We start from the raw sequence: 21,745 nt of genomic DNA on the forward strand, positions 1-21,745 counted from the left end.
CAAGGGTGAACCCGTATTCGGGGGAGGCGAATGTTCGCTCCTTAACGGCGCTGCACGAGAGGGATATTCAGTCATGAATTTCAAAGGTTTGATCAAGCGTGCCGAGACTGTGGAGAGGGCGTTCAAGGAGCTCGAAACCGATTTGGCGGATGCGTTTAGCGAATGTCTCAACGTGGACGATCAGTCGCCGTTGAACGACGTCACTGTCCCGGATGAGACTGTGTCGGATGGGAATCTCGCGGCAATGGATGACAGCTCGCAACTTGAGGCCAATGCGGATGCCTTCGAGACCGCGCGACGGCTGACGCCCCACACGCAAACCCGGCTCGCTGCCTTAAGTGCGGTCGATGGGCTCTTTCACGACGCGCAGGAGTATCTTGGGGAGATCCATGCGAAACTGTCGGAGATCGCGACCTCGCATCATCTGACAGGCGAATTCCTGAAACTCCTCCACGGCGACATTCTTCGCGCCAACGAATTGGAGCTGGCAAATACCAGCTTGACCGCGCAACAAAGAGCACTATCCGAACAGCTCCACGATGCAACCAGAAAGCAGCGCGAGCGCGACAGCGCTATCGAGGCGCTGCAGCAGCATGAGGCGAGCCTGGTCGAGGACAAGGAAGCACTTCGCGGCGCGCTGGCTGCAGCAAGGCTGGAACTCGTCGTGGCAGGCAATGCGAGCGCAAAACGCGAGGCCGAGTTCGGCGAGCTTGTCAAAACGCTCTCGGCCAGAGCGGTCGAGGCCAACAGACGCTCGCGCGAGAACGAGATGCTGCGGGAGAAACATGTTAGCCTGTCGATCGACCTCGACAAGGCGCTGAAACGGGAGGCCGAGGCCCGGCACAGGCTGGACGAACTCTCGACTGTCCACGCCAATGACGCCGCACAGGTTTCGGAACTGCTGGCCGCGCTTGGCAAGAGCGAGAAAGAGGAAATGCGGCTGCAGAAATCGCTCGACATGGCGCAGGCCAAGCTGTCGGAAATGACGGAAGCGGCCCGCATCAGGGACGGGGACAGGGAAGCCGAACTTGCACGCGGTGTCGCGGAGATGACCGGCTTGCGTTCTGAGATCGAGGATCTCCGATCGCGACTGGAAGCCGCCTCGAACCACAACAGCGAAGCCGTCAGCGAGATCGCCAGGCTCAAGGCTCAAGCGAGCGACGCGGTGGCCGAAAAGCAAATCGCCGAGGAAAAATTGTCTGCTCTCATGAAGGAGAGCGAAAGCGACAAGATGAACCTTTCCGCGGTCAGCGCGAATTTTTCGCAGCTTTCCCTGCAGCAGGCATCCGAACAGATACAGTTCGACGTCCAGCGGCAGGAATGCGAGGATCTGCGTGCCGAAGTCGCGTCGCTTCAAGCCCGGGTCAAGGAACTGTTGCCCTATGAGCGGCTCCACAAGGTCACCAACGCCAGACCGCGTGAAGACGGCGTGGTCGAGATCACCGCTGCGGTGGCGGAGAAGGCCCGCGCCAGCAGGCGGCGCCTTCGCCTGCGCGCGGCGTCCTAGCTCAGGCGCGGCTGTCTGAATTTCGACTGGTGCGAAACCGACATCCGTCAATGGATGGCGGGTCGAGCGTGAGGCTGGCCTTCCCTGCGTCGGCCTGCAATAGTGCACGCCGGTGAAGCGGAGGGGGCTGAGCATGCGGCTATTCATAAAGCGGAACCACCTCCGTTGGAGGATGTTGGCCTTCATCGCTATCATGGTGCTTTTGCCGAAAGCGGCGTCGGCCGATACCATCCCACCCGACAGGATCGCCGCGGCCCTTGCGAAGCTCGAACTACTTGCCGAAGGCGTCGTCGCGGATGGTAGCGTGCCCGGTCTGGCCATCGGCGTCGTGCATGGCGACGAGGTGATCTTCCTCAAGGGGTTCGGGCATCGCGAAGCCGGAAAACCGGAGACCGTCGATGCGGACACGGTCTTCCAGATCGCCTCCCTCTCCAAGCCGGTCTCCGCCACCGTCGTGGCGGCGCTGGTCAGCGACGGGATTGCTTCGTGGGATTCGAAGATCGCCGACCTCGATCCGGCTTTCCGGCTCGCCGAGCCCTATCCGACCAGCGAACTCACGGTCCGCGACCTGTTTGCGCACCGCAGCGGGCTTCCCGGCACGGCGGGCGACGACCTCGAGGACATTGGCTATGACCGCGGGGAGATCCTGCGCCGCCTGCGGTTCGTGTCGCCGTCGTCGAGCTTTCGTGCCGGCTATTCCTACAGTAATTTCGGACTGACCGAGGGTGCCGTCGCCGCCGCGAAGCCGACGGGCAAGCCCTGGGAAGAGGTCGCCGAAGAGAAGCTCTATCGTCCGCTTGGAATGGCCTCGACCAGTTCGCGTCATTCGGACTTCATCAAGCACGCCAACCGCGCCGAACTCCACGCCAAGATCGATGGCGCCTGGGCCGCGAAGGTCCAGCGCTATCCGGATGCGCAGGCGCCAGCAGGCGGCGTCAGTTCCACCGCACGCGATCTCTCTCAATGGATGCGCCTTGTGCTCGGCAACGGGGCCTACGCCGGCAAGAGACTCATTGCCGCCGATGCGCTGGACCAGACACATATTCCCTTGATGGTTCGCGGCAAGAACCCCGTCTCCGGAGGCGAGGCCTTCTACGGCCTCGGCTGGAATGTCGAATTCGGCCGGCACGGGCTGGTCTGGGGTCATGCGGGCGCCTTCAGCACCGGCGCACGCAGTCTGGTGATGCTCTTCCCCGAGGAGAAGCTTGGCATCGTCGTCATCGCCAACGCCTTTCCGACAGGCGTGCCGGAGGGACTGTCCGACAGCTTCGCCGATCTCGTCTTCGACGGAACGCTGGGGAAAGATAAGGTAAAGGCATGGAATGATATCTATGCAGGCATGTTCGGGCCGGTGATTGCGGCGGCCAAGGCCACCTATGCCGTGCCGCCCTCTCCGGCAAGTCCGGCCGGGCCAGCCAGTGCCTATGCCGGCCGTTACTTCAACGACTTCATCGGCGATGCTATTGTGTCGGGCGAAGGAGAGGCTCTTGTCCTCAAGGTCGGGCCCGCCGGTGCGCGGTCCTATCCACTGAAGCATTTCGACCGCGACCTCTTCGTGACCTTCCCCGATGCCGAGATGCCGGACAGGCCCTCGGCCGTCAGCTTTGTCATCGACCCCGACGGCAAGGCGTCGGCCGTGACCATCGAGTTTCTCAACGACAATCATCTCGGCACGCTGCAGCGCGAGGGTGATTAGCCGTCGCGGGGCGGGCGAGCCTTTGCCGGTTCAGGATGCCGGGCCGAACTGGAGCAATTTGAAGCAATCGCCGCTGCCCGGCGTCGCTTGCGTCAGGAAGGGTTTCGACCGGTCGATCCATTCTTGGTGCGACCTGGCATCGGCTTCGATCTCATTGGCCGGTGCAAGCTTGACGAAACCGCGCCCCTTGCTGAACAGCCAGCATGCGCGGCCGAGAAACCGCCTGCTGCGCTGGCGCAGGAGGTCGGCATCATAAAAAATGTCGAGCACCTCCTGCTTGATCTTCCGCTCCTTTTCGGGATTGGCGATCGCAACCTCGATCGCCTCGCCGCCGATCGCATCCTGCAGGTCCTTGTAATCCAGGGCGATCTGAGTGGTGGCATATTTGATGTCGCTCTCGTCCCGGACGATGTTGAACCATAGCGTTGGGTTGAGCTCGTTGACGACGAACGATGCTTCGAAATCGCGTGATAAATTCAGGGTATCGAACCCCTGAACATCGACGTCGCGTTCGACCAGAAGGATCTGCGAAACCTGCTTGGCGAGCGCCGTCCCGTGGGCGCTGACCGCGGCATTGTTGCCGCCGAGTTCCGGACTGACATAGGCGCCGCCATCATCCAGCAGCGCATCGAATTCGCCAAGGGCCTCCACGACGGCGCCGCCGCGGGCAATACGCGCCGCCAGTTTGGCGAGAACCTGCTGGAGCTCCGTTTCGCGTTTACGCTGGTCCTGATAGTTCTGCTGGAAAAAGAAGATGAACAGGGACACGCCAATGCCGATCAGGATCACACCCAGCTGCGAAAAGATGTTGCGATAATATTCCAGCAGCTTTTCACGATGGCGTACGTCGTCACGCACACTGTGCGCCACACGGAGATTGACGATCAGCGAAACGACCAGGAGCCCGGCACCGACCAGGATCAGGCCGCCGATCAGCAGGTAGCCGTAGCCAGAGTTCAAATCCATTCTTTGCCGCGCTCCCGAAGCCCCAGACAGCGCAGACTAATACCGTTCGGCTTCAACACCTACGTTTTCATAGGAGCGCCGGCGAAGGATTCCCACCGTTCGGCCGCTGTTCTTACAGCCAGGTCTATGCTCGCCGTCCGCCTCGTTTCGTAGCGGTCTTCTCGCAGCCGAATTCAGGCCGCGTGCTTGGAACCAATGACGGGCGAGACTGTTCAGCTATGACTTTGATACGACGCCGATGTGCCCGGTCGGCTGGGCATGCGGCGATCTTGAGGAGTTCTCATCATGAAGATTTCGTCCAGATTTCGTTCAGTCGCGGTTGCCGTCATCGCCGCCGCGGCAGTTAGCTTTGCCAGCGTCGCGCATGCCGACAGCGGTACGATCCGCTTCGCCATCTACAAGGCGGCCTTTTTCATCGGCGGCTCCGGAGGCGAGGGCACACTGACCTTCCATGGTCGCCGATATCCCATCTCGGTCGGCGGCATCTCGGGCGGCCTCGCCTTCGGCGCCTCCAAGACCTATTTCAAAGGTACCGTGCGCCACATACGCCGCGCCCGGGATGTGACGGGGGTGTACGGTGCAGCGGGCGGTGGCGGCGCGCTTGGCAAAGGAGCCCAGGTGATCGTCATGACCAATGACAAGGGTGCCCAACTCGAACTCACAGGCAGGCAGGTAGGTCTGCAAGTCAACGCCGATCTCAGCGGTATGAGCATCTCGCTGAAATAAGGGCAGTCATTGCATTCGTCATTCCCTGGATGGGCCGGATTTGGCCGCTCCAAACCGCAGCCCATCCATCAGCAGCGACACCAATCGGCGCGAGCGGTCGCGCCAGTCCTTGGTGTCCGGGGCCGAATAGATGCCGCCCAGCGCATGCAGCACGTCGGAGGCATCGACGTCGCTGCGGATCGAGCCGTTGGCGACCGCGGCATCGATCAGCCGCCGCAAAGCCAGCGTCACCCTGCCCGAAACGTCGGAGAACAGGGTGGAGTTGGTTGTGAGCAGGATGCGCAGGCTTGTCGACAGCCCGCGCTTGGTGGCGATGTAGTCGACGAAGCGCTGCATCCATTGTTCGAGCGCGACGTCGGGCACATGATCGTGGGCGAGTTCGTCGGCCGCCTGGCACAGTCCTTCCACTTCGCGCCGATAAACCACCTCGACCAGATGCTCGCGCGTTGGGAAATGCCGGTAGAGCGTGCCGATGCCGACGCCGGCCTGACGCGCAATCTCCTCCAGCGAGGCATCGACGCCATGCGCGGCAAAGGCTTTCGCCGCGACCTCGACCAGTGCGTCGCGGTTGCGCTGCGCGTCGGCGCGCAGCGGTTTTGCAGCGGCGGCTTCGGCCTTGTCTCCAGATATGACGGGCGGCTCTGCGGCCAATTTTTTCTCCAGTGTTGATCCGAATAGGGCAGGCCCCGTTTCAACAACGGAGACGCCTCCAACTTCGTTACGCCTCCGACAAATATAATCGCAAGTAAATACAATCACAGGATCGAGTCTGGGCCGGCGTTCCGCATCTTGCCTGTCCCGGTGGATGACGACGGAGGATATTTCCTGGCGCGGCCGGCACTCCTCATCTGTTCGGCCGATGCCCTGAGGCAAAAATGAGCCGACATTGAGCACGATCCCCTCAGGATCATTGGACTGTCCTGCCCCTACAGACAGTTCAGAGAGCACCACCGGCTTGGGCCGGTGGTGCTTTTTTGTCTCCAGGCATGACGGCTGGCTGCCCTGCCAATTTTCTCCAATTTTGATCATTTTCGATCCTGGGCTTGAACAGGGCCGAGCAGGTCCTTAGGTAATAAGCGGAGGCGCCTCCGATTGTGGAGCGCCTTTCTCATGTAATCACGGGATCGGGTATGTCACGTCTTTCGACCTCGCAAGCCGCAGCCTCCCCGAGGTCGCGCCAAGTCAGGCAGACCCCCTCTGCCCTGCCGGGCATTTCCCCCAAGGGGAAGATAGCCTTCACCTAGCCATAAGCTGACCTTGCCGCTCGCCGGCCGGGCACCAGATCATCCCCTCCCGCGTCAAGCAACTGGAGCCAGACGCCCCATGACAAGCAAAACCCGAACTCCAATCCAACTTCAAATCAACGGACATCGACATGAGCTGGAGGTCGAACCGCGCGTTACCCTGCTCGACGCCTTGCGCGACCATCTCGGCCTGACCGGCACCAAGAAGGGCTGCGACCAGGGCCAGTGCGGCGCCTGCACGGTGCATATCGACGGCCAGCGCGTGCTGGCCTGCCTGACGCTTGCCACTCAGGCTGAGAGCAGGGACATCACCACCATCGAAGGGCTTGCCGGGGAGGATGGCACGCTGCATGCGGTGCAGGCCGCCTTCCTCGAACAGGATGCCTTCCAGTGCGGCTATTGCACGCCGGGCCAGATCATGTCGGCGGTCGCCTGCATTCGCGAGGGCCATGCCGGTTCCGACGAGGAGATCCGCGAATACATGGCCGGCAATCTCTGCCGCTGCGGCGCCTATCCGCATATCATCGCCGCCGTGCGCCAGGCGGCCGTGGAGGCCGCGTCATGAGGGACTTTTCGTATCTCCGCGCCGGCTCCGTCGATGCAGCCCGTGAGGCAGCAGCACTTCCCGGCGCCATGCTTTTGGCCGGCGGCACGACGCTTGTCGATCTCGCGAAATGCGGCGTTGCCGAACCCGAGACCGTGGTCGACATCACCCATCTCAAGGGACTGGACACGATTGCCGTTGATGACCGGGGCGCCACGATCGGCGCGCTGGCCAGGATGAGCCGCGTCGCCGACCATGCCGATATCAAGAGTCGGTTCCCAGCCGTCTCGGAAGCATTGTGGCAGGCCGCATCGGCGCAGTTGCGCAACATGGCGACGATCGGCGGCAATTTGATGCAGCGTACGCGCTGCCCCTATTTCCGCGATCCGGCGAATTTCCCCGCTTGCAACAAGCGCTCGCCCGGCAGCGGCTGCTCGGCGATCGGCGGCGTCACCCGTGGTCATGCCGTGCTCGGCACCAGCGAAGCCTGCATCGCCACCTATCCCGGCGACCTGGCGGTTGCGCTCGTCGCCTTCGACGCGATCCTCCATCTCGGCGACCGTCAGGTCGCCGTCGATGATTTTTTCCTGCCGCCGGGCAGCACGCCCGAACGGGAACATGCGATCGAACCCGGCGAGATGATCACCGCGATCGGCATTCCCGCTTCGGCCGCCGCCCGCCGCTCGACCTATCTCAAGGTCCGCGACCGCCAGTCGTATGAATTCGCCGCGGCAAGTGCCGCGGTCGGTATCGAGTTCGAGGCCGACGGAAGGACGATCCGCGATCTGCGCGTCGCGCTTGGCGGCGTTGCCACCAAGCCATGGCGCGCCCGCGCCGTCGAAGAGGCGCTGAAAGGCAAGGTGCTCGAGCCGGAGGTCGTCAGGCAAGCCAGCCTGCTCGCCGTCGAGGGCGCCGTCGACCATGGCGCCAACCACTACAAGATCGAACTGGCGCCGCGCGTCGTCGCCCGCGCCATCCTCAAAATGGGAGAAACGGCATGACCGTTCACGAGTTGAGAACAAGACCTGGCGATGCCAAACGCGGCGACGCTTCGGACGGCGCCGTCCTCGCGGATCAGGTCGGCGGCCGGCTGTCGCGCGTCGACGGACCGGCCAAGATCACCGGTGCCGCCAAATACGCCGTCGAGCAGCAGCTCGAGGGGCTCACCTATGCGGTGCTGGTCGAGAGTACCATTGCCGCCGGCCGGGTGCAGTCGATCGACACGGCAGCGGCCGAAGCCGCGCCGGGCGTGCTGCTGGTGCTGACGCCCGACAATTTCCTGCCGCTGAGAACCGCCACGGACTGGCTGGGCACGCCGCCGCCGGCTGTTGCCTATTGCCCGCTGGCGCGCAGCATCACCTTCAGCGGCCAGCATATCGCGGCGGTGGTGGCCGAGAGCTTCGAACAGGCGGTCGCAGCCGCGGCGCTGGTCAAGATCGCCTATGACGAGGCGCCGGCGATCGTCGACCTCAGCGATCCGAAAGCCGGCGACGGCATTGCGGTCGATGCGATGACCAAGGAGTGGGGTGAGGCGGAGACCGCGTTCGCCTCGGCTCCGGTCAGGATCTGCAACGCCTACAACACGCCGCGCGAATACCAGGCGCCGATGGAGCCGCATGGCCTGATCGCAAAGTGGCAGGACGACCAACTCACGGTCTGGGAGCCGAGCCAGTGGCTCGACGGCATGGCGCGGACCTATGCCGAATGGTTCGGCGTGCCGTTCGAGAATGTGCGACTGGTCTCGCCCTATATTGGCGGCGGCTTCGGCTCCAAGGCGTTCGCCTATGGCTACGGCGCGGTGGCGGCAGTCGCCGCGAAAATGCTGGGACGGCCGGTGAAGCTGGCGGTCAGCAGGCCGCAGACCTTCACCGCCTATGGCGGACGGGCGGCGACGCGCCAGACCGTGGCGCTCGGCGCCAACGCAGAGGGTCAGATCCAGTCGATCGTGCATCGCGGCGTCAACGAGACCTCGGTCGACGGCATGTGGGTCGAGCCGCTCGGCTCGGTCACCTCGGTCATGTACGCGACGCCGAATTTCTCGTCGCGGCAGAACGTCGTGCGGGTCAACACGGTGGTGCCGGGGGCATTGCGCGCGCCGGGCGAGAACCCGAGCGCCTTCGGCATCGAAAGCGCGATCGACGAGCTCGCCTATGAGGTCGGTATCGACCCGCTGGAAATCCGTCTCAGGAACTATGCCGAGCAGGATCCGCATGCGAAGAAGCCGTGGTCGACACGGCAGCTGCGCGAGGCGTTCGCGGCCGGCGCTGAAGCCTTTGGCTGGTCGAAGCGGACGCCCCAGCCGCGTTCGATGCGCGACGGCAACCAGTTGATCGGCTGGGGCGTCGCCGCCGGCACCTACCCGGTGCGGCGCGCCTATGGCGAGGCGGTCGTGCGCATTCTCGCCGACGGCTCGGTTGAGGTCGAAAGCTCGTCGATCGACATGGGGCAGGGCACCTACACGATCTTGGCGCAGACCGCCGCCGAGGTGCTGGGCGTGCCGGCGGAAAACGTCATCGTCAAGCTCGGCGATTCCCGCTATGCCCGTGCCGGCGTCACCGGCGGTTCGCGGCTGGCCGGGGTGATGACCGGCGCCGTCCACAAGGCGGCGAGTGCCGCGCTCGACCAGTTGGTCGGGCTCGCCATCAGTGATCCGGCTTCGCCGTTCCATACGCTGCAGGCCAACACGCTCGTCGTCGCCAATGGCCGCATTTCGTCGCCGCGCGGCAACGGCCCTGAAGTTTCCATCGCCGAACTGCTCAGCAGCGTCGGGCGCCAGCATATCGAGGCCAAGGGCGACACGATGCCGGCCAATTCGACGGTCGAGGACCGCTACAAGAACTACACCACCATAGCCATGGCGCTGCCGCACACCGAGGGCGACTATTCCCGCCACAGCTGGTGCGCGCATTTCATCGAAGTGCGCGTCGACGAGGACTTTGGCACGGTTCGTGTGTCGCGCGTGGTATCGGCGCTGGATTCGGGCCGGCTCTATAACCCCAAGCTCGCCGAAAGCCAGTGGAAGGGCGGCATCATCATGGGCATCGGCCAGGCGCTGCTCGAGGAAGGCATCGTCGACCGCCGCCACGGCCGCATCGTCAACAACAACCTCGCCGACTATCTCATCGCCACCAATGCCGACATTCCCGACATCGAGGTAATCTCAGTCGGTATTCCCGACCCGCATTCCTCGGTGCTTGGCGGCAAGGGGGTCGGCGAGCTAGGCATCGTCGGCGTGGCGCCGGCGATCGCCAACGCGGTATTCCACGCCACCGGGAAACGGGTGCGGGATCTGCCGATCACGCTGGAGAAGCTGATTTAGGCGGACGCGGTGGAACTGCCAATCTCCCCCCTCGTGGGGGAGATGCCCGGCAGGGCAGAGGGGAGCGTGAAGGATCGCCAGCGTTCAGTTCAACTTTGATGAGCTGAGAACCTTACGTGGGTGCGCGAACTGCTTGATAGGCTGGAGGGACAGCGCCCCTCTCTGTCCTGCCGGACATCTCCCCCACGAGGGGGGAGATCGGCAGCTTGAACGCCCTGCCTTTTCAGGCTCACCACGACAGACTGAACGCAAGCTTGCCGAAATGCCGGCCGCCGGCCGCCATGTGGGCGTAGGCCTCGGTCGCCTGGTGCTGGCTGTAGATTGTGTCGATGACCGGATCGATACGGGCGGCGCCGATAGCGCGCGCAGCGTCGCGCAGGTCGGATACCGAACCGGTGTTGTTGCCCACTACCTTGAGCGCCTTGATGATGATCGGCAGCAGGTTCGTGGTGGCCTCGGCGCCGGTGACGAAGCCGATCGCGAACACCGTGCCGCCGGGCGCCGCGGCATTGATTGAGCGGGCGAAGGTGGCCGAGCCGCCGGTCTCGACGATCAGATCGGCGCCGAGGCCGTCGGTCAGCTCGAGCACCTTGGCGTCCCAGTCCGGTGTCTCACGATAGTTGATGAGATGATCCGCACCCAAGGCCTTGGCGCGGGCCAGCTTTTCGTCCGACGACGAGGTGATGATGACCGTGGCGCCGGCTGCCTTTGCCAGCTGCAGGGTCAAGATCGACACACCGCCGGTGCCGAGCAGGACGACGACTGATCCGGGCCCGGCATCGGCGGCGCGGATCGCGTTCCAGGCGGTGGTGCCAGCGATCGGCAGCGTTGCTGCCGCTTCGAAGGACAAGTGAGCCGGCATCGGCACGACGGCATTGGCCGGCAGCGCGACATACTCGGCGAGCGAGCCGGGCAGCGTCAGGCCGCGCATCTCTCTGGTCTCATAAGGCCGCGGACGGCCGCCGATCCAACGCGGTTTTGCATGGGCGATGACGCGGTCGTTGACGGCGAGCCTCGACACACCCTCGCCGATGCCGACGATCTCACCGGCGCCGTCGACGACGGGAATGAGCGGAAAGCTCGGGCCTGGGTAGTTGCCGCTCGCGATCGCGACGTCGACAAAGTTGAGGCTTGCGGCGCGCAGGCGGATCAGCACTTCGCCGCGCTGCGGTTCAGGCGTGGGAACGGTGGCCGCGCGAAACGCGTCCAGTCTCGGGGCAGTTAGTTCGATCGCTTTCATGTCTCACTCCGGTTGATGGGCCGATTGACGGGCCGGGATTGAGTGAAACTAGCTGCTGCGCTATTGGTATATAATCCTTGGCTTTTACATTTGAGCTCTGCGCCAGATGCAGCAATCGCACGAACCGGCAGCATTGGCCGAAATGGCCGCCTTCGCGGCAATCGCCGAAGCACGCTCCTTCACCAAGGCGGCGGCTCGCATCGGCCGCGACGCAACGATCCTGTCGCGGCGCCTTGCCTCGCTGGAGGAGCGGTTGGGCGTGCGCCTGCTGCACCGGACGACGCGAAGCGTGTCGCTGACCGAGGCGGGTTCGGAGTTCCTTGTCCGCATCCGCGCTATCCTGGCCGCGGTCGACGAGGCCGAGGCCGCAGCGTCGGCGCATGCCGGCGGCGGGCCGCGCGGCGTGCTACGGCTGGCGCTGCCCGGCTCGTTCGGGCGCATGTGGATCGGCCCGCTGCTGCCGCAGTTTCTCACCGAATTTCCCGACGTCCGTATCGAGGCCGAGTTCTCCAACCGTTTCGTCGATCTCGTCGCCGAGAATTTCGATGTCGCCGTTCGTCTCGGCGCGCTGGAGGATTCGCGGCTGGTGGCGCGCAAGGTCGCGACACGGCGGCGGCTGCTGTGCGCCGCGCCGTCCTACCTCGCCCGCCGGGGCACGCCGGCTGCGCCGGAAGCGCTGCTGGAACACAGCTGTCTCGGCTTCTCAGGCTTCCAGACCTTTCCGGCCTGGGAGATGACCGACACCACGGGCCGCCGCGTCAGTATCGAGGTCTCCGGCCCGCTGGTCACCGACGACGCCGAGGTCCTAGTCGAAGCCGCCGTGCAGGGCGTCGGGCTGATGATGAGCACGGATTGGCTGGTCGGACGCGAGCTCGCCGATGGCCGGCTGGTGCCAGTGCTGGAGGACTGGACCCTTGCTGACGAGGGCGCTGTCTATGTCGTCATGCCTTCGGCCAAGGGGCAAGCCGCCAAGACACGTGCCTTCGCCGACTGGATCGGCAAACGCTTTGCGCCGGTCCCGCCGTGGCAGAGGTGAGGGTGCTGATCTCCCCACGAGGGAGATTATGCGCTCCTCCCTCACTTCCCGCCCTGCTTGATGAAATGACCGAGCAGATCCATTGGCACCGGAAACACGACCGTCGACGAGCGCTCGCCGGCGATGTCATGGAGAGCCTCGAAATAGCGTAGCTGCATGGCTTGCGGTGCTTCGGCCAGCATCTTGCCAGCCTCGACGAGCTTTGCCGCCGCCTGTTGTTCGCCGTCGGCATTGATCACTTTCGCACGCCGCAGCCGTTCCGCCTCGGCCTGCTTGGCGATGGCGCGGACCATGTTCTCGTTGAGGTCGACATGCTTGATCTCGACATCGGAGACCTTGATGCCCCAGGCATCGGTGCGCTGGTCGAGAATCTCCTGGATATCGCTGTTGAGCTTGTCACGTTCGGCCAGCATTTCATCGAGCTCATGCTTGCCGAGCACCGAGCGCAGCGTGGTCTGTGCCAGCTGGTTGGTGGCGGTCATGAAGTCTTCGACCTGGATCACCGCCCGCTCGGCGTCGACGATACGAAAATACAGCACCGCGTTGACCTTCACCGAGACGTTGTCGCGCGAGATCACGTCCTGCGGCGGCACGTCCTGGACCACCACTCGCAGGTCGACCTTCACCATCTGCTGCACGAAGGGGATGAGGATGATAAGGCCGGGGCCCTTGACCCCGGTGAAGCGGCCGAGCGTGAAGACCACCCCGCGTTGATATTCCCTCAGGACGCGAATGGCCGCGGATAAGAACATGACCACGACGAGCGCTGCTGCCAGATAGGCCACATAACCGATGATCATTGCCTTGCTCCATCGCTTCCCACATTGCGGCGCCGTATCGTCAGCACAAGACCCCTGACATCAGCCACCTCGACGCTGTCGCCCACCGCAAGCGGTTCGTCGGCTTTTGCCCGCCAGCGCTCGCCCCGGGCGAGCACGTGGCCCTCGCTGCCCTGCCAGTCGAGAATCTCCGCCGGCAGCCCCTGCATGGCCTGTGCGCCAACACGCGGAACGTTCTTGCGGGCCGCCCACAGATAGCTGCCGGTCAACAGCGCCAGGCCGAGCGTCAGGACGGCGGCGGTGCCGATAACGGCCCACGACATCTCGAAGCCGGGCCCCTCGATCTTGAGCAGCATGGCAGCGCCCAGCAGAAACGCAGCCACGCCTCCCAGCCCAAGGACCACTGTCGGGTTCAAGGCTTCGACGACGAGAAAGATGATGCCAAGCAGCATCAAGGCAAGGCCGGCATAGCTGATCGGCAGGAGATTGAGCGCATAGAGGCCGAGCAGAAGGCAAATCGTGCCGATCACGCCAGGCGCGACCGCGCCCGGGCTCGTGAATTCGAAGACGAGGCCATAGACGCCGACCAGCATCAGGATGACGGCGATGTTTGGGTCCGTGATGACGGCGAGAAGCCGGATGAGCCAGCCTGGTTCGAGCGTTTCAACCGGCAGCCCTTTCGTCGCCAATGCCTCTTTCTTGCCGGCGATCTCGACGGTCCGGCCGTCGGCCAGTTGAAGCAACTCGGTGGTGTCGCGGGCGACGAAGTCGATGACATGCTCCTGCAGCGCCGCGCCGGCCGACAGGCTGGCCGCCTCGCGCACGGCCTTTTCACCCCATTCGGCATTGCGCCCGCGCAATTCAGCCAGGCTGCGGATCAGGGCAACGGCGTCGTTCGTCGCCTTGGCGATCATCGCATCGCCCGCGGGTGCGTTCTTCTTGTCCTTGTCCGCCTCCGGGCCATCGTTCTTGTCGCCGGGAAACGATGGCAGCGGCCCGCCCATCTCGATCGGCGTTGCCGCGCCCAGATTGGTGCCGGGCGCCATCGCCGCTACATGGGTAGCGTAGAGGATGTAGGTTCCGGCGCTCGCCGCGTGCCCGCCGGCGGGCGCGACATAGCCGATGACGGGAACCGGCGAGGCGAGGATAGCGGCGATCATCTCGCGCATGCTGGTAACCAGCCCGCCGGGCGTGTCCATCTGCAGGATGAGAGCCTGGGCGTTTCGGTCCGCGGCCACCGCCAGCGCTTCCTCGAGCTGCCTGGCACTCGCCGGACCGATGGCGCCGTCTATCTCGACGCGCAACACAATTTTCTCCCGGCCGTCCGCCTCTCCGGTTGCGGAAGAGGGACAAACGGCCGCAACAGCCACGAAAGCCGCGGCAAGCAGGACCGCACGCGCGAGTTTCACGCTCAAAGCTCCACATCTAGGAATATGGGCTGGATTTTGCCGAAATCCATGACGCGGCGCGGCGGGTGACGCATCGCACGGTCCTGCTGGGCGTCGGCCTGCTCAGCGGCGGCTACGGCACCGAGAAGCTCCGCCAATCGGGCACGTTCCGCGGCTGTGCAGACCCGACGGCATGTTGCGCGCCATGTCGACGAAGTCGGCGGCCGCACATGAAGGCGACCGGCGGGCTGTCGCCGTCATTCGATCACACCTATGTCTCTTGCGCATTGCAGCCATCTCTAGCGGGCTTCTATTGCGCGACGTCCTCCTGGGTTGTCTGTTCCTGGATTCGGGCGGGTGCCCCGAGACACTGATCGTAGCCGATGGTGCAATTATTCAGACATTCGTTGCGTCCCTTGATGGATCTGACGCTATTGTAGTCGATCGGCACAGCCTGGCATTTCTTCTGGCACGCCTGGTCCTTCTCGGCGCAATTCGTGCCGTGGCCCTTGGGGTACTTCTTCGTGGTCGCTTCAGCGTTCAATGGCATGACGGCCAGCAGCGCCAGCAGCGTCGGTATCAGTCGGAGCATACGCATGGATCCTCCCTTGCGCGTTAGACCCTCTACACTTGGAGGCAATGTTAGCGCGCCACTTCCGCTGGCCGCATCACCCGTGCGGGGATGGACGGCAGCGGGGCCGCCGCTAAGTCCAGGCAATTTCCCCGTGATCGGTTCTGCTCGTCATCGCTCCGGCCGGCAGCCGATCACAAAACGCGACGACGTTCAGGCAGTCATGTCGCGCGCTGGGCACTATCAGGCCGTCATAATCGAGGAAATGCGCGGCCTCGCCGATGTCTTGCGACCTCGGATATTCGGCGTGCTTTTCCTGATACGAAAGCTGCCCGTAGCGCGAGGTGTCGAGGCCAAGGATCTGCAAGGCTGCCAGGTCGAGCAGTCTGAGCGTCCGGTCCAAAGCAAGATCGATCTCGAAGAGATTGTATCTGACACGCGAAGGGACCACCGGCTGCCCCCGCGTCAGGTGGAATCTCATCTCGCTCAAGGCACCTTCGCGCTCTTGCGAGGTGTAGAGCACGTCGAACGTTCCATCGTCCCAACGGCCACCGGAGTTCGAGCACTGGATCGGGCTGCGGCCCTGGCGCACCACACGCCAAACCGTTCCGGAGTATTCGACCGGAACTATTGCCTCGATAGCGTCGATGAGCCGGCTATCGCGTCGTTTCCGCCCGGCGATCGCCAACTAGAGAAAGACCTCGTTCTCAAGCCGATCGATGACTTTGAGCACGTCGAGAGCACGGTCGTCGTGAATGAGATCTATCGCCCTTTCACCGTTCAATTGCGGGTGGCGAGCGTAAAGCCAGGTGCGGATATCACTTGGCTCGTAGAACTCCTGCAGACGGCCGACGATATAGTGCAGGTCCGATAGAATGAGCTCGCTGCGCGGCTGGGGCTTGATGTCGCCGGCCTTCCACCTCGAAACCGTGGCCTTGGACACGTCGGTGATGTTTGCAATATCGGTTCCCTTGAGGCCGCCAAACGTACCCAATTCGTCCAGGAACCTGGGGACCGCCCGCAACGCAGTAGCCATGTTTTCTCTCCGGCTTCCAAGCCAGCTTCGCCCATGCGTGTCAGCCCTGACGCTTTGACTGCATCGGCGCATTTCAGTTTCACAAATGGAAAATATGAAACAGAGATGCAAATGTCAATTGCCGCTTCGGTTCAAGGGGCCTCCAGTGCCTGGTCGCTCAGGCCTGAAGCAGCGCCAGCTCTTCGGCGCTCAGATGGCGTGCCTTGCCCTTGGCAAGGTCGCCGAGTTGCAGAGATCCGATCGCGATCCGTACCAGGCGCAGCACCTCGATATCGTGGGTGGCGAGCAGCCGGCGGATGTGGCGGTTGCCGCCCTCGTCGAGCACGATCTCCAGCCAGGCGGTGCTGGTGCCGCTTCCACTCGATCGAAAATCAATCGCCTGAATTGCTACAGCGCCCTGGTGTCGCCGGTAATGCCACGGGACAATTTGTTTTGTATAGTCCTTGATGCCACGTGGCCGACGATGGTTCGATGACTTGGGAAGGGAAGATCATGCGAAGCGGATTGGCGAAATTCGTCGTGGCGGGTTGCGTCGCCGCTCAGGTCGTCCTGCAAGCGGCGCAGCCGGCGTTTGCCGCGCCGTGCGGCTGGACGGCGAAACTGGAGGAAGAGGAGGGCGGCAAAGTGCTGATGGCGTCGGTCTGCGGCGGATCGAATGGCGGCGCCCAGCTGACGCTGGCCTGTTTCGGCAAGCCGACGCTGAGCTATGATTTGGGCGACAGCGGTCCGCAACTGGAACCCGGCATCGCTTCGTTCGCGTTCAAGGCCGGCGGCAAGGCGGTGACCAAGACGCTTCAACTCGAAGAAATGTACAACACCTTCACCGTGGAATTGAGCAGCACCGACCCGCTGTTGGCCCTGCTGCGCTCCAAGGGCGAGGTCACGGTCGCCTCGGGCAAATATGGCGAGAACAGCTTTCCGCTTGCCGGCTCATCCGCCGCCATCGGCAAGGTGCTGGCCCAGTGCGGCAAAGCCAAGGCTTCTTCCGACAATGACAACTGATGAACCCCTTACATTTCAATTTGAATCGCGCGAGACGTTGGTTGCGAAGATAGAGCGTGATCCCGCTAACCTCGATCCCTGGACAGGGCTTGTCGAACTGGAGGCCGAGGAAAGCAGCCTGGACACCGCGGTGTCGGTTCTCTTGCGGGCAATTGATGCTGTATCCGACAGGGAACAGCTTTGGCGATTTGTCGACAATTTTGTCTGGTTTTGCGGAGTTGCCGAAGGGCCGACTATGGCTTTGAGCGAAGCGAGCGTCCATGCCTTCTACGAGCGGTGGAAAATCGATACGCACCGTAGCGCGCAGACGAGCCTTTTCTTCGCTCAGCAGTTCAAGAAGCTCAATCTCCCTGACTTATGTGCCGAGAACGTTACGCGCGCAGAGGGCGAGGTGCACACCGGGCGGGACTATATCCTGCTTGCCTTGTTCCTGCGCGACAAAATGGAAACGCCGCAGCTGGCTTTGGCCGCCTTGCAACGGGGAATAGCCGCGCACCCGCGCAACGCGATCATCTGGGATTGCGTTGCCGACACGCATCGCATTGGTAACTCGGCGCGCGAGATAGCGGAATCCAGCTATCAGTCATTCAAGCAATGCCGCCTCGATGCAACCACAGAAGATGCCTGCGTCGCCTGGGCATCGTTTGGGCTAATGCTCGATGAAATCGGCAACTATTTGTCGGCTGAAAAGGCCTATCGCCGGGCAATAGAAATCGATCCACGCTACCGCTGGGCGACAGGGAAATTGTCGGGACTGCTCCGTCGCCGGTTCGCCCGCTACCATGAAGCTGAGAAACTTGCGCTGCGGTGCGTTGAAATCGATCCGGAGCACGCATGGTCGTGGTTCAATCTCGGCTTTGTTTATCATCATCATCTGGCCCGTTTCGCCGACGCCAAAACGGCGTATCAGCGCGCGATCAAACTCAAGCCGGACTATGTTAAGGTGTGGGAGAATCTGGCCGCTCTGATGGCGTTCGAAACAGACGCGCCCATAGAGGCTCAAAAGGCGTTCGACAAGGTGTTCGGACTCTCGGGTGTTTCAGCTTGGACCTATAATCAATACGGTATTTTTCTTCGCGAATTGACAGACCGGTACGACGAGTCAGAAAAGGCCTTGTTGCACGCAATTGAAATGGAGCCAGCAGACTGGTGCCATCGGTTGGCGTTGGCGGTTCTGTATGAGAAGCGCTTGCTGAGGTTCGAGGAGGCTCGCAAATTTCTGCTCGAAGCAAAGGAGCGTGGCGCTCCGATCGACAATATCGACTATCGCCTGGCCTTGATTGCACAACGCCGTCGCCCTCTGAAGGTAGTCAAGTAAAGGAACGGCCATGAAACGTTCGGCGTGCTCGATTTTTGCAATCCTATTTGCCACATGGGCGCACGCCCATGTTCCGCCAACAGGCCCGGCTTATGCGAAGGATTTGTTCGCCAAGTTCGATGAACTTTTGCAGCAGCGCCGGATTGAAGGCAAATTGCCAAATCTTGAAGATCCAACGGACTGGGATCTACTGCACAAGATTTGGGACGGCGAGGCTTTGATAGGTTCGCCGCCATACGATGAGGGCGACCTGGAAGCACTGTCTTTCGTAATGGACAGAAGTGGGTCGCTACTCGCGCTCTATAGCCAAAATAGCCCATTGCCTCTGCAGGATGAAGCTACGCAGTCATTAGCGCTTTTGATTCGGGCTGCTGCCGCTTCCCAGCTAGCTTTCAATGATTTCCTAGCGCACCAACCTAACGCTGCCGAAATGTTGCGCGCCAACGGAGCCAAAGCTCGAGGAGGCATAGAGAAAATGTTTCGTGGCGCCTCAATTTTTCTGGCTGACCCGGCTCTGAAGGAGGGGAACAAGATAGTTCTTGTTGAAACGCTGAGAACAGATGGTCCCTATCTCGCGCAGAGCATCTCTCCAGACCATCGCCAGGCTCTGATCGATTTGTTTGTCCCGTCGGTTGGCCAGCTTCCCATGCCTGCCCAAGAATCGCTCAAGATATTTATGCAGAAAATCAATGCCGCCGGCTGCGATCTGTTGTGTGCTGACGGAATGTAATACCGACAGAGATTGATATCGGTCGAACCGGTGTGAGCGGTCAGTTAGGAATATCCGCCAGGAGTCGAAAGCGACCCTTGTCCGCCCGCGCCGCTTGCTGCGTCACGTGGGCTTCGACTGGCAGTTGGCTGACTGTCGAGTCGCCGCCAGCAGTTCAGGCCTGAAGCAGCGCCAGCTCTTCGGCGCTCAGATGGCGTGCCTTGCCTTTGGCAAGGTCGCCGAGCCGCAGCGAGCCGATCGCGATCCGCACCAGGCGCAGCACCTCGATATCGTGGGCGCCGAGCAGCCGGCGGATATGGCGGTTGCGGCCCTCGTCGAGCACGATTTCCAGCCAGGCGGTGCTGGTGCCGCCGCGCAGCAGCTCGATGGACCGGGCCGTCAGCAATTCGCCGTCGACCGTCGCGCCGGCGCGCAACCGCGCCAGCATGGCCTCGTCGGGCAGCGCGCCGATCTGCACGTGATAGGTCTTGGCGACATGCGAGGCGGGATCGAGCAGGCGCTGCGCGAAGCGGGTATCGTTGGTCATCAACAGCAGGCCTTCGCTGGCCTTGTCGAGGCGGCCGACCGGCGAGACGAAAGGCAGGTCGAGGCCTGCCAGGCAATCATAGACGGTGCCGCGGTCCTGCGGGTCGTCGCGAGTGGTGACCAGCCCGCGCGGCTTGTTGAGCATCAGATAGACCTTGCGCTCGGCGGCGACGCGGCGGCCGTCGACCTCGATGCGATCGCGGCCTGGATCGACACGCATCGAGCCGTTGCGCACGATCTTGCCGGCGACCCGCACGCGCCCCTCGGCAACCAGAAGCTCGGCCTGCTTGCGCGAGCACAGGCCAAGCTTCGACAGTGCACGACAGAGGCTGACGCCGGGAGGCTGGGCCCCGGGGGCAGGGCGTTGCCGGGCAATGTTCGGTCGCGGCGACATGATGTTGCCTGTGGATTCTTGTATACGAGCATCCCACTATAGCCGGCCGCCGGCTATGTCCACGGAAGGGAACTGCATATCGTTTGCGTCGTGCGCAGCGGCTGCGAGGACTTGCATGAAAACAGCCATTCGCCTTTGCCTGCTGCTCGCCTTCCTGCCGACATCGCCGGCGCATGCCGGCTGGCAGGCGGTCGAGAAGGTCGAGACCTATGCCATCTCAGGGCAATCCGGGCCGGAGCTCTACGCCTCGATCGGCGGGCGCGGGCCGCTGCTCGGCGAACGCCGCGTCATCGCGCATACCAATTTCAAGCTGACCTGGGTGAGGGACTACCAGCCGCAAGGCGACGCCTGCGTGCTGGTGTCGGCGCGGCCGAAGCTGATCATCACCTACACCTTGCCGAAGCCGGCCGCGCAGCTGCCGGGCGCAATCCAGAAGAACTGGGAGGTTTTCGCAGCCGGCCTCGCAGCTCACGAGAAGGTGCATGGCGCCAGCATCGTCGACATGGTGCACAAGATCGAGGCGGCCACGATCGGCCTGACCGTCCCCGACGACCGCGGCTGCAGCAAGATCAGGACGGAAGTGACGAGACGGCTCGCCGGAATTTCGCAGGCACAGCGGCAGGCGAGCCGCGATTTCGACCGGGTCGAATTCGGCCCGGGCGGCAAGCTGCGGCAGCTTGTGTTCACGCTGATGACCGGGGGATGATGCTGCGGGGCGGCGCAGGGCACCATATCTGTCGGCCAAGCTCATGCCTGCTCGGTCGGATAGAGCGTCAGGATGTTGACGTTGACCCGTGGCGGCTGCGTCACCGCATACTGGATGGCGGCGGCGATGTCCTCGCTTTCCAGCTGCTCCATGTCGCCAAGCCTTAGCTCGACCGCCTGGCGCACATCGGCGCGCATATTCTGGGTGAACTCGGTCTTGACGGCGCCAGGCTCGATGCAGGTCACGCGGATGCCGTCCTTGCCGATCTCGCGGCGAAGCGATTCCGCCATCGCGCTTACCGCGTGCTTGGTGCCGGAATAGACCACCGAAGGGTGGATATAACGGCCGGTGCCGGAAGAAACGACGACGATGTGGCCGGCGCCTTGCCGTTGCATCGACGGCAGCGCCGCATGGATCGGATAAAGCAGGCCCAGAATGTTGACGTCGACCATCCGGCGGTATTCTTCCGGCGTCGTATTGCGGAACGGCGCGGCGACGCCGACGCCGGCAACCGCAAGCAGAATGTCGAGCCGGCCGTACTCCTGCAGGACCCGTTCGACCATCGCCGTGGCTTGCGCTTCGTCGGTGACGTCGACGGCAATCGGCAGCGCGGTGCTGCCGGTCTCACGGATCCGCCTCGCCAGATCGTCCAGGCGCTCAGTGCGCCGCGCGGCAATCGCCAGCGTGGCGCCCTCGGCCGCCAGCGCCAAGGCGGTGGCCTCGCCGATGCCGGAGGAGGCGCCCGTCACCAAGGCGATCTTGCCGCTCAGTTTTCCTGTCTGCATCGTTTTCTCCTGACGCTTTGAACACGCCCTGAAGCTAGGGCGCAGACATTCTGGGAACAATGCTGGGAGTTCTTGGGCATGATACTCCGCAGCGCCGCATCCCGCGGAGTACCTCAAGGCATGCGGGACAGCGCCCTCCAGCAAGCCCATGTCTGCGCAATTTTCCTTGAGCGAACGAGCGGGGCTTGACGCGACTGGAGGTGTTGCGTCTTGATATGGGGCTGCGGGGCTTC

Annotated in this window: 22 protein-coding genes and 2 pseudogenes; 12 read left to right on the forward strand and 12 right to left on the reverse strand. The window is 63.2% G+C overall.

Annotated elements, in window-relative coordinates; all coding sequences use genetic code 11:
• The first annotated feature begins 73 nt into the window (after positions 1-73).
• Together NKH89_RS20090 and NKH89_RS20095 are read left to right on the forward strand one after the other, a co-directional pair.
• A complete protein-coding gene (locus tag NKH89_RS20090) occupies positions 74-1,507 on the forward strand; it encodes a coiled-coil domain-containing protein (RefSeq protein WP_352481675.1) in 1,434 nt (477 codons plus the stop codon).
• Between the two features lie 172 nt (positions 1,508-1,679).
• Entirely contained in the window at positions 1,680-3,203 is a 1,524-nt protein-coding gene (locus tag NKH89_RS20095; RefSeq protein WP_502896915.1) for a serine hydrolase, read from the forward strand.
• A 30-nt stretch (positions 3,204-3,233) separates the two neighbouring features.
• On the opposite strand, the gene NKH89_RS20100 is transcribed toward NKH89_RS20095, so the two are convergent.
• Entirely contained in the window at positions 3,234-4,169 is a 936-nt protein-coding gene (locus NKH89_RS20100; RefSeq protein WP_023722353.1) for a hypothetical protein, read from the reverse strand.
• Between the two features lie 285 nt (positions 4,170-4,454).
• Between NKH89_RS20100 and NKH89_RS20105 the strand changes: the two genes are divergently transcribed.
• Positions 4,455-4,895: a lipid-binding SYLF domain-containing protein gene (locus tag NKH89_RS20105; protein ID WP_023677323.1), complete on the forward strand. Its 441-nt coding sequence runs from the start codon at positions 4,455-4,457 to the stop codon at positions 4,893-4,895.
• 18 nt (positions 4,896-4,913) lie between these two features.
• Here the strand turns inward: NKH89_RS20105 and NKH89_RS20110 are convergent, their stop codons facing one another.
• The gene (locus NKH89_RS20110) at positions 4,914-5,546 is read right to left on the reverse strand and encodes a TetR/AcrR family transcriptional regulator (RefSeq protein ID WP_023722352.1); all 633 of its coding nucleotides are present in this window, start codon (positions 5,544-5,546) and stop codon (positions 4,914-4,916) included.
• Positions 5,547-6,218: 672 nt separating this feature from the next.
• Between NKH89_RS20110 and NKH89_RS20115 the strand changes: the two genes are divergently transcribed.
• The 3 genes from NKH89_RS20115 to NKH89_RS20125 are packed head-to-tail and all read left to right on the forward strand — an operon-like array spanning position 6,219 to position 10,002.
• Positions 6,219-6,704: a (2Fe-2S)-binding protein gene (locus NKH89_RS20115; RefSeq protein ID WP_023722351.1), complete on the forward strand. Its 486-nt coding sequence runs from the start codon at positions 6,219-6,221 to the stop codon at positions 6,702-6,704.
• Positions 6,701-7,684, forward strand: a complete 984-nt coding sequence (locus NKH89_RS20120; protein ID WP_031195083.1) for an FAD binding domain-containing protein — start codon at positions 6,701-6,703, stop codon at positions 7,682-7,684. Before NKH89_RS20115 ends, NKH89_RS20120 begins: the two co-directional genes overlap by 4 nt.
• On the forward strand, positions 7,681-10,002 hold the full coding sequence (locus NKH89_RS20125; RefSeq protein WP_023722349.1) for a xanthine dehydrogenase family protein molybdopterin-binding subunit: 2,322 nt from the start codon (positions 7,681-7,683) through the stop codon (positions 10,000-10,002). Before NKH89_RS20120 ends, NKH89_RS20125 begins: the two co-directional genes overlap by 4 nt.
• Before the next feature lie 229 nt (positions 10,003-10,231).
• Here NKH89_RS20125 and NKH89_RS20130 read toward each other — a convergent pair whose 3' ends face one another.
• The gene (locus NKH89_RS20130) at positions 10,232-11,242 is read right to left on the reverse strand and encodes a zinc-dependent alcohol dehydrogenase family protein (RefSeq protein WP_352909632.1); all 1,011 of its coding nucleotides are present in this window, start codon (positions 11,240-11,242) and stop codon (positions 10,232-10,234) included.
• Positions 11,243-11,348: 106 nt separating this feature from the next.
• Between NKH89_RS20130 and NKH89_RS20135 the strand changes: the two genes are divergently transcribed.
• Positions 11,349-12,278 (forward strand): LysR family transcriptional regulator, encoded by a 930-nt coding sequence (locus NKH89_RS20135; protein WP_352909634.1) that lies wholly within the window; start codon positions 11,349-11,351, stop codon positions 12,276-12,278.
• A 41-nt stretch (positions 12,279-12,319) separates the two neighbouring features.
• On the opposite strand, the gene NKH89_RS20140 is transcribed toward NKH89_RS20135, so the two are convergent.
• Genes NKH89_RS20140 through NKH89_RS20150 form a run of 3 tightly spaced genes read right to left on the reverse strand, consistent with a single transcriptional unit; the run spans position 12,320 to position 14,603 of the window.
• Positions 12,320-13,078, reverse strand: coding sequence for a slipin family protein (locus NKH89_RS20140; RefSeq protein WP_023722913.1), 759 nt, complete (start codon positions 13,076-13,078; stop codon positions 12,320-12,322).
• Positions 13,075-14,466, reverse strand: a complete 1,392-nt coding sequence (locus tag NKH89_RS20145) for an NfeD family protein (protein ID WP_352909636.1) — start codon at positions 14,464-14,466, stop codon at positions 13,075-13,077. The genes NKH89_RS20140 and NKH89_RS20145 overlap by 4 nt, the downstream gene beginning before the upstream one ends.
• 2 nt (positions 14,467-14,468) lie before the next feature.
• Positions 14,469-14,603, reverse strand: coding sequence for a hypothetical protein (locus NKH89_RS20150; protein ID WP_352909670.1), 135 nt, complete (start codon positions 14,601-14,603; stop codon positions 14,469-14,471).
• Here NKH89_RS20150 and NKH89_RS20155 point away from each other — a divergent pair.
• Positions 14,553-14,679, forward strand: a pseudogene (locus NKH89_RS20155) (HAD family hydrolase); the annotation flags it as partial. The gene NKH89_RS20150 and the pseudogene NKH89_RS20155 sit on opposite strands and share 51 nt — an antisense overlap.
• A gap of 76 nt (positions 14,680-14,755) precedes the next feature.
• Here the strand turns inward: NKH89_RS20155 and NKH89_RS20160 are convergent.
• From NKH89_RS20160 to NKH89_RS20175, 4 genes and pseudogenes are all read right to left on the reverse strand, one after another.
• On the reverse strand, positions 14,756-15,043 hold the full coding sequence (locus NKH89_RS20160) for a hypothetical protein (RefSeq protein WP_352564190.1): 288 nt from the start codon (positions 15,041-15,043) through the stop codon (positions 14,756-14,758).
• A 106-nt stretch (positions 15,044-15,149) separates the two neighbouring features.
• The gene (locus NKH89_RS20165; RefSeq protein WP_352909638.1) at positions 15,150-15,704 is read right to left on the reverse strand and encodes an RES family NAD+ phosphorylase; all 555 of its coding nucleotides are present in this window, start codon (positions 15,702-15,704) and stop codon (positions 15,150-15,152) included.
• On the reverse strand, positions 15,705-16,052 hold the full coding sequence (locus NKH89_RS20170; RefSeq protein WP_254819704.1) for an antitoxin Xre/MbcA/ParS toxin-binding domain-containing protein: 348 nt from the start codon (positions 16,050-16,052) through the stop codon (positions 15,705-15,707).
• 157 nt (positions 16,053-16,209) lie between these two features.
• Positions 16,210-16,404, reverse strand: a pseudogene (locus NKH89_RS20175) (pseudouridine synthase); the annotation flags it as partial.
• A gap of 140 nt (positions 16,405-16,544) precedes the next feature.
• Here NKH89_RS20175 and NKH89_RS20180 point away from each other — a divergent pair.
• The 3 genes from NKH89_RS20180 to NKH89_RS20190 are packed head-to-tail and all read left to right on the forward strand — an operon-like array spanning position 16,545 to position 19,102.
• Positions 16,545-17,054, forward strand: a complete 510-nt coding sequence (locus NKH89_RS20180; protein WP_245274855.1) for a hypothetical protein — start codon at positions 16,545-16,547, stop codon at positions 17,052-17,054.
• Positions 17,044-18,372, forward strand: a complete 1,329-nt coding sequence (locus tag NKH89_RS20185; protein ID WP_352909640.1) for a tetratricopeptide repeat protein — start codon at positions 17,044-17,046, stop codon at positions 18,370-18,372. The genes NKH89_RS20180 and NKH89_RS20185 overlap by 11 nt, the downstream gene beginning before the upstream one ends.
• 10 nt (positions 18,373-18,382) lie before the next feature.
• Positions 18,383-19,102 (forward strand): hypothetical protein, encoded by a 720-nt coding sequence (locus tag NKH89_RS20190; RefSeq protein WP_352909642.1) that lies wholly within the window; start codon positions 18,383-18,385, stop codon positions 19,100-19,102.
• Positions 19,103-19,256: 154 nt separating this feature from the next.
• Here NKH89_RS20190 and NKH89_RS20195 read toward each other — a convergent pair whose 3' ends face one another.
• Positions 19,257-20,021 carry a pseudouridine synthase gene (locus NKH89_RS20195; protein WP_352706365.1) on the reverse strand — a complete coding sequence of 255 codons (765 nt, stop codon included), beginning with the start codon at positions 20,019-20,021 and terminating at the stop codon, positions 19,257-19,259.
• 115 nt (positions 20,022-20,136) lie between these two features.
• Here NKH89_RS20195 and NKH89_RS20200 point away from each other — a divergent pair, with 115 nt between their 5' ends.
• Positions 20,137-20,727 (forward strand): DUF922 domain-containing Zn-dependent protease, encoded by a 591-nt coding sequence (locus NKH89_RS20200; protein ID WP_352494410.1) that lies wholly within the window; start codon positions 20,137-20,139, stop codon positions 20,725-20,727.
• A 41-nt stretch (positions 20,728-20,768) separates the two neighbouring features.
• On the opposite strand, the gene NKH89_RS20205 is transcribed toward NKH89_RS20200, so the two are convergent.
• Positions 20,769-21,512 carry an SDR family oxidoreductase gene (locus tag NKH89_RS20205; RefSeq protein WP_023722917.1) on the reverse strand — a complete coding sequence of 248 codons (744 nt, stop codon included), beginning with the start codon at positions 21,510-21,512 and terminating at the stop codon, positions 20,769-20,771.
• Positions 21,513-21,745 lie beyond the last annotated feature (233 nt).

This window comes from Mesorhizobium sp. M0923 (genome assembly GCF_040319365.1).
GTDB lineage: Bacteria > Pseudomonadota > Alphaproteobacteria > Rhizobiales > Rhizobiaceae > Mesorhizobium.